This is a genomic window from Oceanobacillus caeni (assembly GCF_042678465.1).
GTDB lineage: Bacteria > Bacillota > Bacilli > Bacillales > Amphibacillaceae > Oceanobacillus > Oceanobacillus caeni.
Genome location: NZ_JBHTKV010000001.1, coordinates 472,512 through 489,595 on the forward strand (window position 1 = coordinate 472,512; position 17,084 = coordinate 489,595).

The 17,084-nt window shown below is 36.1% G+C and carries 19 protein-coding genes; 6 read left to right on the forward strand and 13 right to left on the reverse strand.

Annotation, left to right across the window (positions count from 1 at the left end):
* Positions 1-90: 90 nt before the first annotated feature.
* The gene (locus ACFQ18_RS02265; protein ID WP_047184148.1) at positions 91-543 is read right to left on the reverse strand and encodes a CBS domain-containing protein; all 453 of its coding nucleotides are present in this window, start codon (positions 541-543) and stop codon (positions 91-93) included.
* Positions 544-903: 360 nt separating this feature from the next.
* Between ACFQ18_RS02265 and ACFQ18_RS02270 the strand changes: the two genes are divergently transcribed.
* Entirely contained in the window at positions 904-1,281 is a 378-nt protein-coding gene (locus ACFQ18_RS02270) for a DUF1259 domain-containing protein (protein ID WP_379565619.1), read from the forward strand.
* A 101-nt stretch (positions 1,282-1,382) separates the two neighbouring features.
* On the opposite strand, the gene ACFQ18_RS02275 is transcribed toward ACFQ18_RS02270, so the two are convergent.
* Together ACFQ18_RS02275 and cyoE are read right to left on the reverse strand one after the other, a co-directional pair.
* Positions 1,383-2,252, reverse strand: coding sequence for a cation diffusion facilitator family transporter (locus ACFQ18_RS02275; protein ID WP_204797874.1), 870 nt, complete (start codon positions 2,250-2,252; stop codon positions 1,383-1,385).
* Between the two features lie 376 nt (positions 2,253-2,628).
* Positions 2,629-3,531 carry a heme o synthase gene (gene cyoE, locus ACFQ18_RS02280; RefSeq protein ID WP_204797875.1) on the reverse strand — a complete coding sequence of 301 codons (903 nt, stop codon included), beginning with the start codon at positions 3,529-3,531 and terminating at the stop codon, positions 2,629-2,631.
* A 399-nt stretch (positions 3,532-3,930) separates the two neighbouring features.
* On the opposite strand from cyoE, the gene ACFQ18_RS02285 reads away from it, so the two are divergent.
* Positions 3,931-5,106 carry an MFS transporter gene (locus ACFQ18_RS02285; protein ID WP_204797876.1) on the forward strand — a complete coding sequence of 392 codons (1,176 nt, stop codon included), beginning with the start codon at positions 3,931-3,933 and terminating at the stop codon, positions 5,104-5,106.
* Positions 5,107-5,354: 248 nt separating this feature from the next.
* A complete protein-coding gene (locus ACFQ18_RS02290; RefSeq protein ID WP_255449086.1) occupies positions 5,355-5,486 on the forward strand; it encodes a hypothetical protein in 132 nt (43 codons plus the stop codon).
* A gap of 46 nt (positions 5,487-5,532) precedes the next feature.
* Here ACFQ18_RS02290 and ACFQ18_RS02295 read toward each other — a convergent pair whose 3' ends face one another.
* Complete coding sequence (locus ACFQ18_RS02295; protein ID WP_204797877.1) at positions 5,533-6,648, reverse strand: YcjF family protein; 1,116 nt, start codon at positions 6,646-6,648, stop codon at positions 5,533-5,535.
* Between the two features lie 164 nt (positions 6,649-6,812).
* On the opposite strand from ACFQ18_RS02295, the gene ACFQ18_RS02300 reads away from it, so the two are divergent.
* On the forward strand, positions 6,813-7,061 hold the full coding sequence (locus ACFQ18_RS02300) for a GlsB/YeaQ/YmgE family stress response membrane protein (protein WP_047184153.1): 249 nt from the start codon (positions 6,813-6,815) through the stop codon (positions 7,059-7,061).
* A 189-nt stretch (positions 7,062-7,250) separates the two neighbouring features.
* Here ACFQ18_RS02300 and ACFQ18_RS02305 read toward each other — a convergent pair whose 3' ends face one another.
* From ACFQ18_RS02305 to ACFQ18_RS02340, 8 genes are all read right to left on the reverse strand, one after another.
* Entirely contained in the window at positions 7,251-7,868 is a 618-nt protein-coding gene (locus ACFQ18_RS02305; protein ID WP_204797878.1) for an alpha/beta hydrolase, read from the reverse strand.
* A 29-nt stretch (positions 7,869-7,897) separates the two neighbouring features.
* Positions 7,898-8,884, reverse strand: a complete 987-nt coding sequence (locus ACFQ18_RS02310; protein WP_204797879.1) for a ring-cleaving dioxygenase — start codon at positions 8,882-8,884, stop codon at positions 7,898-7,900.
* Positions 8,885-8,937: 53 nt separating this feature from the next.
* Positions 8,938-9,873 carry a ring-cleaving dioxygenase gene (locus ACFQ18_RS02315; protein ID WP_204797880.1) on the reverse strand — a complete coding sequence of 312 codons (936 nt, stop codon included), beginning with the start codon at positions 9,871-9,873 and terminating at the stop codon, positions 8,938-8,940.
* Positions 9,874-9,974: 101 nt separating this feature from the next.
* Complete coding sequence (locus tag ACFQ18_RS02320) at positions 9,975-10,898, reverse strand: ring-cleaving dioxygenase (protein ID WP_257454343.1); 924 nt, start codon at positions 10,896-10,898, stop codon at positions 9,975-9,977.
* Positions 10,899-11,246: 348 nt separating this feature from the next.
* Positions 11,247-11,414 (reverse strand): hypothetical protein, encoded by a 168-nt coding sequence (locus ACFQ18_RS02325; protein ID WP_167507318.1) that lies wholly within the window; start codon positions 11,412-11,414, stop codon positions 11,247-11,249.
* Between the two features lie 177 nt (positions 11,415-11,591).
* A complete protein-coding gene (locus ACFQ18_RS02330; RefSeq protein ID WP_204797882.1) occupies positions 11,592-12,317 on the reverse strand; it encodes a metallophosphoesterase family protein in 726 nt (241 codons plus the stop codon).
* Between the two features lie 194 nt (positions 12,318-12,511).
* Positions 12,512-13,210, reverse strand: coding sequence for an HAD family hydrolase (locus ACFQ18_RS02335; protein WP_047184205.1), 699 nt, complete (start codon positions 13,208-13,210; stop codon positions 12,512-12,514).
* Between the two features lie 112 nt (positions 13,211-13,322).
* Positions 13,323-14,546 carry an MFS transporter gene (locus ACFQ18_RS02340; RefSeq protein WP_047184159.1) on the reverse strand — a complete coding sequence of 408 codons (1,224 nt, stop codon included), beginning with the start codon at positions 14,544-14,546 and terminating at the stop codon, positions 13,323-13,325.
* A 168-nt stretch (positions 14,547-14,714) separates the two neighbouring features.
* On the opposite strand from ACFQ18_RS02340, the gene ACFQ18_RS02345 reads away from it, so the two are divergent.
* Both ACFQ18_RS02345 and ACFQ18_RS02350 read left to right on the forward strand, forming a co-directional pair.
* Entirely contained in the window at positions 14,715-15,335 is a 621-nt protein-coding gene (locus ACFQ18_RS02345; protein ID WP_084824018.1) for a DUF3298 and DUF4163 domain-containing protein, read from the forward strand.
* A 310-nt stretch (positions 15,336-15,645) separates the two neighbouring features.
* Positions 15,646-16,143, forward strand: a complete 498-nt coding sequence (locus ACFQ18_RS02350; RefSeq protein WP_047184160.1) for a hypothetical protein — start codon at positions 15,646-15,648, stop codon at positions 16,141-16,143.
* Between the two features lie 310 nt (positions 16,144-16,453).
* Here ACFQ18_RS02350 and ACFQ18_RS02355 read toward each other — a convergent pair whose 3' ends face one another.
* Positions 16,454-17,014, reverse strand: coding sequence for a sugar O-acetyltransferase (locus ACFQ18_RS02355; RefSeq protein WP_047184161.1), 561 nt, complete (start codon positions 17,012-17,014; stop codon positions 16,454-16,456).
* Positions 17,015-17,084: the final 70 nt, after the last annotated feature.

The following is a 17,084-nucleotide window of genomic DNA, read 5'->3' on the forward strand; positions in this document are numbered from 1 at the left end:
AATAGAAAAATTCCAAGCTATGGTAAAAACAACAGAACCGGTTCGAATTTAGATTAGTTTGGAAATAATTCATCATGGATTATTTCTTTTTTAATTATCGATAATTTGTTCATAGATATTATTGATTATATCTCCCCTGCTAAGTACACCTACAACACGGCCAGCACCATTAACAACAGGAAGCTTTTTGAGACGATGTTTAGATAATAAGCGAATCGTCGTTTCAAATTCTTCGGTGGGAGATACATATATAAGATTTCGTTTCGTCATAATTTCCTTCACAGGTGTATTTAATTTTTCCCTTAATACATCTTCCATTTCCCCAACTTCTATAATATAAACAAGCCCGGCAATTCCCATAGGTGTGGGAGATAAATAACGTAATACATCTCCGTCAGATACCATTCCTAATAATTGATCTCTATCATCTACTACAGGCACACCACCAATTCGATTGGTTTTAAGTATATTTAGTAAGTCCTTTACCGTATTGGATGGTTTTATTGTATAAACTTTCGTAATCATAAAATCTCTTACATTCATTGTCGACACCTCTCTGTTGTATAGCCGCACGCAGCTTTTGTAGGTTTATTTTATCATAACTTTAATTTCCAAGTATTTTTAAATTTGACTAATACATATCTTTTGTACCGTAAGCCGAGGTTTTTCATTACTTCCGCTGATGCTTTTGAATTTAAATCATTCTCTTCAAACAGTTTCTTAATAATGTTCTAATAGTTCTTCTACCAGTTACCTACATTCATACCATTATCGTATTAACATTGAAGTTTTGGTGTTTTATCTATTCTGTATTTTATTGTTTTTCTTTATTTGATCTACCTATACAAGCTTTCAAATTCTTCATACGCTGTAGTAAATATAATGAAAGGAGGAGGAATAAACTTGTCAACTTGTCAAAGACTTGCGGATATAATCGGTGGTGAAGTTATTCAATCGACTCCTGTTTGTGTCATCATGCGACTTCGAAATATTCGAGCAACTATTTTAGGCCGCCGCACTCGTTCTCCATTGGCACTTCCGTTTATGTTATCCTTTGAAAATAATGGTCTTAACCTAGGTGAAAGTGTACTTCTTCAAAGAGAAGTTAATCCAATGCTTGATGCATTACGAAAAAGAGGAATTATCGTAACAGCCTTCCATAACCACTGGCTGTTTGATGAACCTCATTTAATGTATATGCATTGGGAGAATGTTGGAATGGATCCGTTTGAGTTTGCTAGAAGAAGTTTTGGGGCAGCAAAAGAAGCAGGTCTTTTCTAAGGCGAGCCATATGTTTTTTTGACCCTTTATTAGGGTCTTTTTTCATATTCTTTTTATATGGGGCGATGCTTCATATACATCAACCCCATCAACTTTTTCATTTAATTTGGCTCTACGTGAACATGAACGCTGTATACTCCGTAATCTTTAATCATACTTTCCTCTACATAGGTTGAAATCTCATGAGCTTCATTTATATCTAACCTAGAATTAACAAGGATGACAACATCTATCACTTCATTATTTCCATAGTTTCTTCCTTTAATTTCTTTTACACCTTTAACTCCATCCACATTGGTAATTACATCGTGATATAGTTGAATTTTATTTTCATTAAATCCATCTGATAGATCATGGGAAGCTTGTCTAAATATATCCCAAGCTGTTTTACATATTAGTAATCCAACAATTATAGCTGCAAAAGTATCTAGCCAAGGCATGTTTAATTGGGAACCAAATATTCCTATCGCTGTTCCAATACTAACCCAAGCATCTGAAATGTTATCTTTAGAAGCTGCCATAACCGCCTTGCTATTAATCTTGGTTGCAAGCTTTTTATTATAACGGTAAACAAAATACATAGCTATTGCAGAAAACACAGCCACATATGCCGCCATTATGTCAGGTGACTCTTTCCCACCTTCAACCATGGATGTTATAGCATCTATCAACACCTGTATACCAACAACAACCATAATAAAAGAGGCTATCATGGAGGCAATTGTTTCGCTTTTCCAATGACCATAGCCATGATCTTTATCAGGAGGCCTTTGTGCTAACCTTAATCCAACCAGTACGGCAATTGATGCAATAATATCAGTTGTATTGTTCAATCCGTCTGCTTTTAAGGCTGCGGAGTCACTCATATATCCTACCATTAGCTTTATAATAGATAGACAAATATAGGCTAATATACTAATGGTTGCACCACGTTCACCTAATTTTAGGTCTTTATATTTTTGTTCTTCCATTCTTCTTCTCCTAACAAAGTATGTAAATAGAATATCAACTTAAAAGTTGGTGTGTCTATAGCAACCTTTTTGTATACTTCTACAAAAGTAAGAGATGAGAATATATATTGCATGAGGTAAACAATCAATCGTAATTAGGCGTGTAAACTCCCATCGTCTTGAAAACTTGACCATTCACGAACATTATTACCCGAAGACAAAATTGCTAATTGCACATTGAAGGGTAGTGAGGTTACAAAGTTCAACAATCATGGTAAAATCTTTAGACGTTCACAAAAATACACACGCTATTTATAATATAAAATAGCGTGTGCGTAATGTTATTTGCTATTATTAGGAATTTCCCTTGTTTTCTACTCATTTTAAATGGGGTAAATCAAAGATCAAAGATAATACCCATAAGTGAATAGATAATAACAGTTGAAAAAAGAATGGTCATATAGATTAAGGAATAAATAAACATGGATTTTGCCCATTTTTCCGAATCCATCCTCTTAGAACCAACCATACTTAAAACAAGCCAAATAATACCTAAAAGAAGTGCCACTAACATTAATCCGATACTTAACGAACCAAAGAGAAAACTGATTGCAATTAATACAATTAAGTAAATATTCGTTTGTACATACGTCCGCTTAATCCCTTTTACTACGGGCAACATCGGTACTTTTGCTGCCTTATATTCATCGTGTCTCCTAATAGCTATAGCGTAAAAATGCGGCATTTGCCAAATAATTGTGATGACAAACAGTCCAAGGATGGCAGGATGTGTGATGTCTGGATAAATAGCAGCCCATCCAATGAGAGGTGGCATTGCTCCAGAAATACTTCCTATCTCCGTGTTGTAAACTGTTCTTCTCTTACTCCACATCGTATATGGGACAATATAAAAGAATAATCCTAGGAAACCTAGAAATGCTGCTAATGGAGTGGTTAATGCTAGAGATATGATTCCAAAAATAGACATGAAGATACCAAGCCATAGTACTGTACTAGGTTTTATTTCTTCTGTTACTGTTGGTCTGCTTTGGGTTCTTTGCATGATTGAATCGATGTCTCGATCATATAAATTATTAAAAGCTCCTGCCGCTCCAATGACCAAAATAGTACCAATAAAAGCAAATATAATTTCAGGCCATTTCTCAAAAATACTAATTTGATACGTGTATAACGACAATGTTAACCCTGCAAACATAGGGATTAGATTTGATTTAATGATCCCGGTTTTAATGGTTTGAGCCAAGATTTTTGACAAAGGTAGGTTTTCTACCTCCCCCATTTATGTTCACTTCCTTTTTCTTGATAAGTTATGATTTTTTACTTCGAGTGCTTGTTCAAAAAGGAGGATGAAGTCGAAGTGACATTTTCACCGGACTTTTTGAACAACCTCTTCCATAAAGATATGTTGATAATACTAAACAGACTTAAATATACCATATAGTATTTGTTAAAGTCATTGTTTTTCCACTTTGATTACAGTTATGTCGTATCCTATCTTCACACTTTTTTCACTATTTCTTTTTGGTTAGCTCTCGCAAATATGTAACTTTTCCTATATTATTTTAAGGGGAGAGCCATGGGAACAGGCCCCGTTTCCTAATAATTAATGATGAAGCGGGACAAGAGACCTGTCCTTCTGTCTCTAGTGAAACAGCTTACTATAATGGAGTGACCTATGTTGAGTACAAATAAAGCGTTATCTATCTTGTTTGCCGTCATGTTTCTCGTGATGGTTGGTTTCGGAATTATTATCCCTGTCATCCCCTTCTATGCGGAGGAACTGGGTGCTTCGCCAACCGAATTAGGGCTATTGATGGCAGTTTATTCATTAATGCAATTGATTTTCGCACCGATGTGGGGAAGAGTTTCTGACCGAATTGGGCGTAAACCTGTTATTATGATTGGAACATTAGGACTAGCACTTTCCTTTTTCTTAACGGCCATTTCCACACAATTATGGATGCTATTCGCAGCAAGAATTATTGGTGGGGTCTTATCTTCTGCCAATATGCCGACAGTCATGGCATATGCAGCTGATATCACATCAGAAGAAGATCGTGGGAAAGGCATGGGAATTGTAGGTGCTGCAATTGGACTAGGATTTATATTCGGTCCTGCAATCGGTGGCATTTTCTCAAAATCAAGCTTAAGTACACCTTTCTTCTTGGCAGGAATCTTTTCTCTTTTTACCTTTTTCATGGTAATGTTCATTTTAAAAGAATCCTTATCTGTCGAAAACAGAAGAAAAAAATCCCCAGGGAAATCTGGAGGATTATGGATAACGTTAAATGGCCCAACGTCTATCATGTATTTCTTATCATTCTTCGTTACCCTTTCTTTAGCTGGGTTAGAAGCAACTTTTGCCTACTTCGCTGCGGAAAAGGCGGATTTAGGAACAACCGAATTAGGTTACATCTTCATGATCATGGGGCTTGGTAGTGCCATCGTACAAGGTGGTATGGTTGGTAAATTAATTAAACGATTTGGAGAAGGCTTGGTCATCCAAATTGGAATTTTCGTTTCTGCAGTTGGCTTTCTACTAATTCTATTCACGGAAAGCTTTACGACAGCAGCTATCTTTTTAACCATCTTTGGTTTAGGTAATGGAGTTATCCGTCCAGCTGTCTCCTCTATACTCACGAAGCGTTCTAGGACTGGACACGGTGGTGTAACAGGGATGATCTCCTCCTTCGATTCACTTGGAAGAATTATCGGCCCACCATTAGGGGGTTGGCTATTTTCTATTTCTATTGGATTACCATATATTTCAGGTATTATGCTATCGATTATTGCGTTTGTGCTATTTCGAATATTTTCAGCCTCACATTCAAAAGGGATTAGTCGCGGGTATTAGGGGTTGAATTTTGTTATGGTATGATGATAGATATAGATATCAGGATTTGGGTGTTGGATATCAGTATTCGCGATCCGTTTATCAGTACTTGCTATTAGATATCAGCATTCACAATCCGTTTATCAGTACTTGCTATTAGATATCAGCATTCACAATCCGTTTATCAGTACTTGCTATTAGATATCAGCATTCATACACAGAACTCGAAGAAAATTTTAATAAAAACAACAATATTCGGAGGAAATATCATGAATAAATGGTTTATAACTTTTACGATTGGCATTTTAACTATATTGCTTTATCTAGATCTTCATTTCCAAGGTCAGGTTTATAAACGTTTGCCAGAAAAATGGAAACAACGCTTATCTAGTTTGGTTTGAGGGTAAAAGGAGGAGCCCGCTTACATAGGATTCCCCCTTACTCCTCTTACTTATTTTTCTTCAACTCTTTTTTATATTGCTCCCGGACCATTTCTGCAATTTCGTCAGCGGACATTGATTCCATATCGTTTTGATAACTTAATTTCTCACAAACCTTGATATAAGCAAATGCTAAACTTGTTGTTATCGTCGAGGCAACCGCTCCGTTAATGATCCCGCCTGCAACTGTACCAACTCCCGGAATGAACTTAAGCAGTTGTCCAACCATTGCTCTTCCTGTTAGAGTCGCGGCACTTGTCCCAGCCAAAGCTGAAACAATCGTCTGGATCAAAGCACGTGACCGAGAAAAGCCGAAAATATTGGTGATTTTTGTAATTAAGGTTATCTGTATCCCAGATAAAACTACAGCATCGGAAAACGGAATTGGGGCAAACCCGGCTCCAAACGAACTAGCGATGAAACCGGTCGACCACTTTTTTGCTTCTTTTACCTTTAAATCAATATTTGTTTTTTGCGCATTAACAAAGGCTCTTTTCGTTGCTTCTGGTAAAGCATCAAAAGTGGCATCGACAAGATTATTTAATCCATAGGCAGGTATTTCTATATTATTGATAATCCTTTTAGGAGCGGCTAGTAAGCGAACCATATTTTTTACCGGTAATTCTAATTTCTCTAATTGTTCATAAAAAGATGTATCATCACTAAAGCATTGCGTTAATACAAGAATTACAGGCATTTTTTTAGAGAACAACCGGATCCATTCGATTTCTTCTTGCTCAATCCGATACGATTCATAAGAGATACAATACCACATGAGATGAATATGCTCATTAATATCTTTATTCTTTTCCCGCTTCATAATTTCGTCTAAAATTTCATTTTGTACTTCTTCTCTTGCAATTTCCGTTAGCTCTAGCCCTTTCGTATCAAATAAAGTGACAGGAACCGAGTCTTTAGAAATTCTTTGTAAATGCTGGGTAATGGGCTTGCCAGTACCTGTTTGCACCATCTTCTCGCGAAAAATAGCATTAATAAGTGTACTTTTGCCAACACCCGTTTTTCCTGCAATCATAATGTTTGGCTTTACCATACTGTCATAGTCCGATTCCAGCTCTTTTATAATATCTTTCATGTTAAGATCCATACCTGATGTTTTCTTCATTTTCTTCTCCCCTTAAAATACCTTTTCATTACTGACAAGACTTTTTGTTTTATTATACCCCAACATCCATGACCGCTACTCTTCTATTATTATGTTTAAAGATAAAAAAGCTGGGTATATTAACTAACACAAAATTAAATTTTACTGAAAAGGATGTTGACATAATGGGATTTATTTGGAGTTTAATAGTAGGAGGAATTCTTGGTTGGATTGCAGGTCTAATTATGGGCAAGGACATACCCGGTGGAATTATTGGTAATATAATTGCTGGTTTTGTTGGTGCATGGCTAGGTTCTCTCATACTTGGAGATTGGGGACCTGAAATAGGAAACTTTCGTATAATACCTGCACTAATTGGTGCAATTATCCTTATTTTCATTGTGAGCCTTATTATGAAGGCTGCTAGGAAATGAGAACTAAAACTCAGATTACAGCTCAGATATCGGTATTCCAACCAAGATATCAAATAAAAAGCCTAATTTCCAATATAATTGAGAAATTAGGCTTTTTATAGAAAAATATCTATTTTAATTATTATTGTATTCCGCAACCGTTACGGTTCGTTTAGCCTTAGGTTTCACAACAGCTTCTCATACTACTTTTTACTGCTTGTTTTTCTGCTTACTCTTATACCATTTACTAGCTGCTTCTACTTCACTATAGGTTAATTGATGCCCTCTATTTTCCCAGTGAAGTTCCACTTTTGCACCTGCTCCCTTTAACAAGGATGTTAATTCTTCTGACTCTTGGGCTGAACATATCGGATCATTGGTACCTGCTGCAATAAATACATTCTTACCTGATAAATCCGGCAAATCAATTCCCCTTCTTGGAATCATGGGATGATGGAGAATTGCGCCTTTTAAAGCGTCTTTATAATGGAACATGAGGCTTGCTGCAATATTTGCTCCATTTGAATATCCTATCGCAAAAACATTATTACGATCAAACTCATATTTTTCAGCTGCTTCATCCAAAAATTCGTTCAATTCTTTTGTACGGAAAACCAAATCTTCTTCATCAAATACACCTTCAGCTAATCTTCTAAAAAAGCGTGGCATTCCATTCTCAAGAACATTTCCTCTTACACTTAAAACATTGGCATTTGGATCCATTTTATCTGTAAGAGGCAGAAGGTCATGTTCCGTTCCACCAGTTCCATGTAATAATAGTAGTGTCGGTTTAGATGCGTCATTTCCTTTTTGAAAAATATGTTTCAACTGTATTCCTCCCTTTAACAATAAAGTGCTTAGTTCTCATACTCTTTCTCAAATTCCTTCGTGCTTCTAACTGTATCGATAGGTCTTACTAATTTTTCAATTTCCTCACGTTTTGCTTCAAAGAATGGGGGTAAGGATAGTTTTTCTCCAAGTGTTTCATATGGCTCATCACCCGTAAATCCAGGTCCATCTGTTGCAATTTCAAATAAGATTTGCGGAGCAACATTAGCATAGAGCGAACCAAAATAATATCGTTCGACAAAACCTGAATTTGGCAATCTAATTTCATCAAACCATTTCTTCCAGTCATCTAATACGGAGCGATCTTCCACTCGGAATGCAGCATGGTGAACGGTACCGTAACCTTGGCGGGCACGTGGAAGAATGTTGTTAAACTCCACAACGACTTGTGCACCATTTCCGCCTTCCCCTACTTCAAATAAATGGAACGAGCCTTCCTTATCTACCTCTTCAAAGAACAATACCCTTTCCATAATGGTTTTAAAGTAATCCATGTTAGATACTCGTACGAAGACTGGCCCTAACCCAGTAATGGCATACTCCAAAGGAATCGGTCCTTTTTGCCAAGGGGTTCCTGAAGCTACACCTTTATTATTCTCATCAGAAATTAATTGGTATTGCTGATCATCAAAGTCAACAAAGTTAAGTACTTTCTTCCCAAATTGCTCTTTAATTCCTGTGTGTTTCACATTTAAACGATTAAACCGTTTCACCCAATAGTCCAATGCTGCATCATTCGGAACACGGAAAGAAGTTTTTGAAATTTCATCTGTTCCATGCATCCCCTTTGGAATACCAGGGAAATCAAAGAAAGTCATGTCTGTCCCAGCGCTACCTACATCATCCGAAAAAAACAAATGATAGGTTTGAATATCGTCTTGGTTAACAGTTTTCTTAACTAATCGTAATCCCAATGTATACGTGAAAAATTCATAAATCCTCTCTGCACTGCTCGTTATTGCGGTTATATGGTGTACTCCTTTTAATGGTTGCATGTTTATTCCTCCAGCCTTTCGTTTCATTTTGATTGGTTCATTGTTCTATCATTTCATAAATCTTCTTTCTCCACTTCAATTGGAGGTAATATTTCTTCAAATTTTTTCCTTTTATGTTCAAACCAGCTTGGTAGCATTAACTTCTCACCGAGTTTCCCTGGAGATTCATCAATCGAAAACCCCGGAGAATCAGTTGCCATCTCAAAAAGGATTCCGCCTGGTTCATAAAAATAAACAGCTTTAAAATAATTGCGTTCTTTTATCTCAGTCGGTTTATAGCCTTTTTCCTCTAGTAACTCTCTCCAATTTTCAAGTTCTTCATCATCTTTTGCTCTCCAGGCAATATGATGTACCGTACCTGCACCTGCAAGTCCTCTAACAGATGGGGATAGTTTAATGTCAATCAAATTACCTAACACTCCATCCGATTTAAAACGTAAATAATCATCTTCTTGTTTAACAAAATTCATGTTCAATATGGTTTCTAGCACATCTTTGGTTTGATTTGGCTGTGCTGAATTTAGAATTACACCGCCAAATCCTTTAATGGCATTTTTTGATGATATGCCATTCGTTCTCCAACTATTTTCTAATCCTTCATCACGTTCCACTATTTCTAGTTTTAATCCATCTGGATCTTTAAACTTCATATAGTTTTCATTAAAACGGGTCTCTAAAGTGAAAGAAATTTTATATTCGCGCAAACGATTTTTCCAAAAATCCATCGAACCTATCGGAACCACATAACTTGTCGTTCCTACCTGTCCAATACCAACACGTCCTTTAGGAAGTTTTGGGCAAGGGAAGAAAGTGATAATGGTTCCGGGATCTCCTGATTCATTCCCGAAATATAAATGATATACTTCAGGTCGATCAAAGTTCACCGTTTTTTTCACAAGTCGTAACCCTAACACTCTGGAATAAAAATCAACATTCACTTGTGGATCATTAACAATTGCTGTGATGTGATGAATTCCGGCTGTTTTCATAAACTTTCCCCCAACCTATTCTGCTCTCACGATAAAAAATACATCACCAATTTTCGCGTAATAAAAGCCGGCTAATCGACTTACTGCGTTGAAGCTTTTCATCATGTTTCTAACGGTATTAATCTTCTATTAAGCTGATCACGATATTGTTCATATTGTGATGGCAATTTCAGTTCCTGTCCCATAGTTTCATAAGACTCATCATGAGCGAATCCTGGTGGGTCGGTTGCAATTTCAAAAAGTATTTCTCCAGGCTCCCTAAAATAGATGGCATTGAAGTAATTTCTATCTTTTACGTCAGTAACCCCATATCCCTTGTTTGCTAAATATTCCTGCCAATCTAAATGATCAACATCATCTTTCGCGCGCCACGCAATATGGTGAACCGTTCCAACACCCATTCGGCCACGTCCAATTGGTGTTTGTTTAACATCTATGATATTTCCAATTTCCCCATAAGATTGGAATCGAACTAAATCATCTTCTTTTCCTACTTCTTTTAGACCCATAACCTTTTCAAGCGTATCGTTCGTTTTTTCTGGATGAATAGATAATAATACTGCTCCACCAAAACCTTTAATAGCAACTTCTGGTGTCACATCACCCGTTGTCCAATTATTTGGTTCGCCTTCTTCTCTTTCTACAAGCTCTAATTGTAATCCATGAACATCTCTAAACTCTAAATACGTTTCTCCAAATCGTTCTGTCTTTTTGAATTCCATATTAAATTTTGAAAATCTCTTCTCCCAAAATTTCATAGAACCAACTGGAATGACATAAGTAGTAACACCTACTTGACCGCCCCCAATTTTCCCCTGATAAGCGCCGGCCCACGGGAAGAAGGTGATAATGGAACCCGGTTTTCCTTCGTCATTACCAAAGTAAAGATGATACGTACCCGGGTCATCGAAATTTATTGTCTTTTTTACTAGCCTTAACCCAAGGACACCTGCATAGAAATCTACATTTTCCTGTGGGTGGCCAACAATGGCGGTAATATGATGGATACCTGCTGTTTGTTTCACATACATGCTCTCCTTTTTATTCTTTATTTAGTATGTTGAAGTCTTTGTTAAACATAAGTTGCCAATTCTTCATTTATAACGATACTTTCTTGGCTGTCTGATTTTTACCTAGCGATTTTTTTCTGACTTAATCAAATTACTTTTAATTAATTTATATTTAATTAAGTTATTATTAATTAAATATAAATTACCATAAACCTTTAGTCTTTGTCAACTTTTTGGGAGTCCCTTCAATTCAAACTCGAATTTAATCCAAAAAATTAAAAATGCACTCATCATTAAATGAAGAGTGCAACATTTGATAAAAGCTTTTTTTCATTAATTTGCTCATTACAAGATAGAGTGAAATCACCTTTTCTTCTTTTCTTCCCGTACCGATATGATTTGAACTTTTCCCTCAAATTCCTGACGAATACGTTTCCTTGCTTCGGCGGAAGTCCTAGCAACAACCGGCTGTATTAGTTTTGCTTCATCCACATCAATCTTAACCAGAAAGCACTTCGCTCCACATCTCAATAAAAATCACTCTTTCCTCATTAATAAACTAGCTATATGGTTTCGAATTGCATAAATAAAAAACCTAGCTAATATAAAACACTTGTAAACCCTATCTCCCCAACATCTATTATTCCCTATACAAAATAATAATTAATTAGGGTTTGTTTTCACAATACAAAGGAGGTATGAGTTCATTCACGATAATGACGCTTTTACTAACACATTTCTTAAAAATTCATAATTAGGATATTCTTTTTCTTTTAATTGCTTAATTACATAGTCGACGTCATAAGAAACACGATGAACACTAACTTGAAAATGTTTATCTTCTCCCTCTACTATTAAATAGGAAGCATTTTTCGAACCATCAAATGGCAAACCAACACTCCCTAAATTAGCTACGCACTTGCCGTTAATAAAGCGAACATACGGTAGATGAATATGCCCATACAAAAAAATATCCGCTGATGTTTGTTGCATTAATTGTTCCGCAAGCTCTGTATCCGATTGATTTGGCAGCACCATATTAAAAAGATTATTCGGTGTAGCATGAAATGCATGGATTTCTATATCATCCGACAGTTTAATAGTTAATTGTGTCGGTAAATTAGTTAAAAAGTCAATATCCTCAGTAGTCAATTGCTTTAGTGTCCATTCACGTTCTTTTCTCATAATCTCTAGTGCCTCGTTAGGAACTTCTCCTTCCTTAATTCCCCGAGAAACCCATTCATCCGCATTCCCTTTAACCACATCTGTATTTAATGAACGTATCAGATCTAAAGCACGCTTTGGTTCTGATCCACGAAAGCAAAGATCACCAAGTACCGCAATTTTATCTACATTCTTCTTTTCAATATCTTCAAGTACCGCTTCCAATGCGGTAGCATTTCCATGAATATCGGAAATAAATGCTATTTTCATAAAAGAATCCTCCTTGATACACGATATTTTTATTTAACCTTATCGTAACCCAAACTCACTATACATGCTAAATTTATTACATTTCCCGTAGATTCCTCAAGTTATTAACCTGAATTACATAATAAAGTGTCGATATTTCCCAGGAAATGAAAAAGTCCCCCGAACATCCCCGGGAGGCTACTCATTATAGTCTATTATTCAACAAACAATTCCAAAAGCTCTGTTGCACTGTATACAATTTTATCTGGTTTCACGGAATTCTCACGAGCTTTTCTTCTGCGATGATTCATCCAAACAGCGTTCCATCCTGCTTGTTTGGCACCAACCATATCATTGTCGAATGAATCTCCGACATAAACCGTCTTTTCTTTGTCTAAGCCAAGTTTTTCCTCTAGTATTTGAAATGCTTTTCCTGTCGGTTTGGCATGACCAATCGCACCAGAAATAAAAGTGTTTTCTTCGGGAATCCATCTTGATACATTCAATTGTTTAACTTTCATTGATTGATGGTCTTCTGAACCGTTTGTTAAAATAGCCAGTTGTTTTCCTTGCTCATGTAAATATTCTAGTAGTTTTTCAGATTCAGGAAATAAAGTGATTTTATGTTGTTCCTCGACATAAGCGTCTTGAAAATCCAAAGATTCTTGATTCGATATTTCTATTCCAATTTCCGCACAGGCATCTTTAATCCGACGAATATGCATCTCCTGAACGGTCATTTCTCCTGCTTCACATCGGTCAAATAACGCATCACTATATTTCCTACTTATAATATAAAATTGATTTAATTCCTCTTCCGTAAAATCTCTATCAAACATTCTTCTACACGTATTTTTAAAAGACATCGCTTGATCATACAACGTATCATCGACATCGAAAATAATCGTATCCATATTCAATTCAATCTACCTCCCTTTTCTATCATACTAGTGAAAGGTAGAAACGTATAGATAGAAGGTGGAATCTTATTATAGGAAAAACTTTACTATCTAAAACAACTTCGTATTATGGGGATTCTTTTATAAAAATCACCCCAACTAAACCAATTACTGAAAATATAACTGGAGTAATAAAACCATAGAAATACCCAGCCCCTAACTCACCTACATTCTGAAAATGATCCAATATTTTCCCAAAAATACCAGGTAACAAAACAGCACTCATAAATCCGCCTGTGTTTGCAAAACCAGAAACAATTCCAGATTCGTTTACAGGAAATGATATGCGTACAAGGGCAAAGGTTAACGAATTGGACCCAAATGCAAAGCCGATAATGAACATAATCATCACTAAAAACAAAAATGGCGGTTTTCCATGAAATATTAGAATAGTAGACCAGCACAATAACATGACGATATGAAATATAACAAAAGGACGTTTAATCGTTCTTAACCGACTGGCAAGCCAACTTAGGAACGGGGCACCAATAAGCGCTCCAACTAGACTAATCATAATGAGCTGACTTGCATCTATACGCGTTAAACCATACATCTCCATCCCATACGGTACTGCCCATGATCCAATCAAACCTAGATATGCCCCAACAACACCAAAGTGGGAAAAGAAAATTGCCCAAGCTTGTCGATTCGATAAAACTCTTCTTAAGATAACCCATGTATTTTCTCGTCGCATCTCTCTTTTTTCAAATAATGGTTTATTTGGCTTTTTCACGAGGACAAAATAAAGAAGTATTCCACATAAGCATAATAAAATTCCCGCTAAAAGAAACGTCCTTCTCCAGCCAACGAGAATAATAAATGCAGAGAAAGGAACGGTCGCCATTAAGAATCCTAGACTTCCGGTCATTCCTGCTACACCGATTAATCGGGTGAATTCTTTAGCATTAAACCATTGACTTAAAATTAACACCAGATTCACCCAAATTGTCGCATCGCCTATCCCTGTTAATATTCTTGCAAAAAACAAGATAAATTCATGACTACCTACACTATATATAATAGTTCCAATCCCTGTAAGAATCGCACCTACAATAAGAAAAAAATTCGGTCCATATCGATCTGTTAGAATGCCCATCGGTATTTGTAGGGCCGTGTATACGAAAAACTGTATGCTTGTTACTAACCCAACCGTTGTTGCTGTTACACTAAAATCAGCCATTAACTGATCTGTTATTAATCCTGGAGCTGTTCGTAAACTTGACATCAATAAATAGGAACATAATACAGAAGCAAATACAATCCATCTAAATTTACTGTTTTGATTATCCAACAGAATCTACTCCTGTGCTTTTATACTATGTATATGGTTTTTCTCTTAGGTGGGGACTTAATTTTCCATGCTAATTAAATGAATGTTCCAAGATAAAAGAAGTACTTTTTTAAAATCAGCACACCCTTCTATTCCAAAGAATACAATAGGTCAAAAAGGGTGATAAATATGCCTATCCCTTTACCGGTTAATATAAAAGCCTATAAGATTCAAGCTGGACCAAGTAAACAAGTTGTCTACCCTCAAGTTAGCTACCCACAAGATAAACAATTCGAACACGTTATGAATCAAACTTTTGTTCAAGAAACACAAAAGCTCATCAACGAGCAAGCTAGGGAAATGCCAACAGCGATTGTGGAAATGGATGGTTCATTTGAAGTAAAAAATAATCAACGTAACGTCTTAAGCGTATCCCTATCCAACTACGCTTACTATTATCATGCTGCACATGGTCTTACCCTATTAAGATCCGTAACATTTGATTTAGAAAAAAAGAAGCGTTGCAATTTAAAAGACCTATTCAAATATGGAAGTGATTATATCAACCGGCTTTCTGAAATCGTTCATAAGCAAATTGCAGCACGTGATATTCCAGTCATTACTGAGTTTACCAAAATTGAGCCTAATCAATATTTCTATATAGCAGACAAAACACTCGTCATCTACTTCCAGCTTTACGAGTTAGCTCCATATGCATTTGGTTTTCCAATGTTCCCTATTTCCGTATATGACATTCAAGATATTATTGATGAAGAAGGGCCACTTGGAAGAATGGCTGCAAGTCCATAGCTATTAATGATGGGTACACATCTCCACTTATCCTATTTATTTTATCCTACTTGCTAGTAACGGATTACCTGGCTTGAGTATCGAATTCAATATTACTAACAACTGATTTTCATTCACGAGTAACGGATATTTTTAATGTAGGGATAATATGGTTAATGATTATTTATCTCACCTAAACGAGCAGTAAGACTCCCACCCCAAGCTTTTGGGGAAACAAAGAAGGTCAGTGACTAACCATCAGTGGGGGATGAAGAACCCCCCCACTGATGGAAGTATTCTTTATCTATTTAAAAGAAACGGAGGTAAGATAGTGACAAATTTTAAATCATTTCACGGGACTGTAACGAGGATAAGTGATATGTATACAGGGCAAGATGGAGAAGGCTGTAATAAATTTATAACTGTAGAAGACAACTCAGGTGCCATTGTAAATTTCGTCGTAACACCTACTACTTACTTTGTAGATCATGTCATGGTGACAGTAGGAGACCGAGTAACTGGATATTATGACGGGAATGCACCTACCATTCTTATTTACCCACCTCAATATCCAGCACTTGTCATGGTAAAAGATAATCCAAACCAGAATGTAAAAGTGGATTATTTTGATAGTCAATTAGTAAGTAGCGATGGACAATTACAATTAAATATATCTCCATATACACCATTGTTATTAACAAACGGTCAATTATTTTCGAATAATCCAGCAAATCGAGATTTAATTGTTATCTATGGACCTTCCACCAAAAGTATCCCAGCACAAACTACTCCTTATCGAATTATCGTTTTGTGTTTAAATTCATTTTAGAAAAATTCTAATAAATAAAAAATTCTTGGAAATTGGTACAGTCGGATTATATACCGGAAAGTGTTTCTTGTATGTATTTGGTTATGGGAATGAATAGACCTTTACCATTACCGTAGAGGGAATCTTAGAGGAAGAACCTGAGCCAGCCACACCTTATATCGTTGGGGAAAAGGTAATGAACCTATGCAATATTATTGATGCATGGTGTCAGGACAGCTGGAATATGTAATCCTGTACCTGTATCACGGACATTTTTACTGCTATTTCCTTGCATTTTGTCCGTGATACCTTTGTCACCCAATAAACTAACTTATATATCGATCTTTTTTATCACTTTAGCTGGATTACCTCCAACTACAACATTATCCGGTACATTTTTAGTAACTACTGCACCTGCTGCAACTACAACATTGTTTCCTATCGTTACTCCTGGACAAATTACTGCACTACCACCAATCCACACATTGTTTCCGATAGTAATCGGTTTTGCATATTCTATACCTGAATTTCGTTCGGTTGGATGGAGGGGATGTGTTGCAGTATAAATTTGTACACTTGGTCCAAGCATGCAATTATTCCCAAACCGAACTTCAGATACATCTAAGATAGTACAATCAAAATTTGCATAAAAGTTTTCACCTACATATGTGTTATAACCGTAATCAAATCTTATATTAGGCTCCATATATAGTTTTTCCCCTGTTGAGCCGAGTAATTCCTTTAATAATTCCGTTCGCTTTTCTCCTTCCGATTCTAACGATTGATTGTATATTCTGACTTTACGTCTTGCTTCTTCACGATCCTTCACTAATATCGGGTCAGCAGGATCATATATCTCACCAGCTATCATTTTTTCTTTTTCAGTTTTCATTTTTAGTCTCCTTCAATCATATGTCAATGTCTAAACGTATATCATAACATTAGATGATTAACCTTCCCAA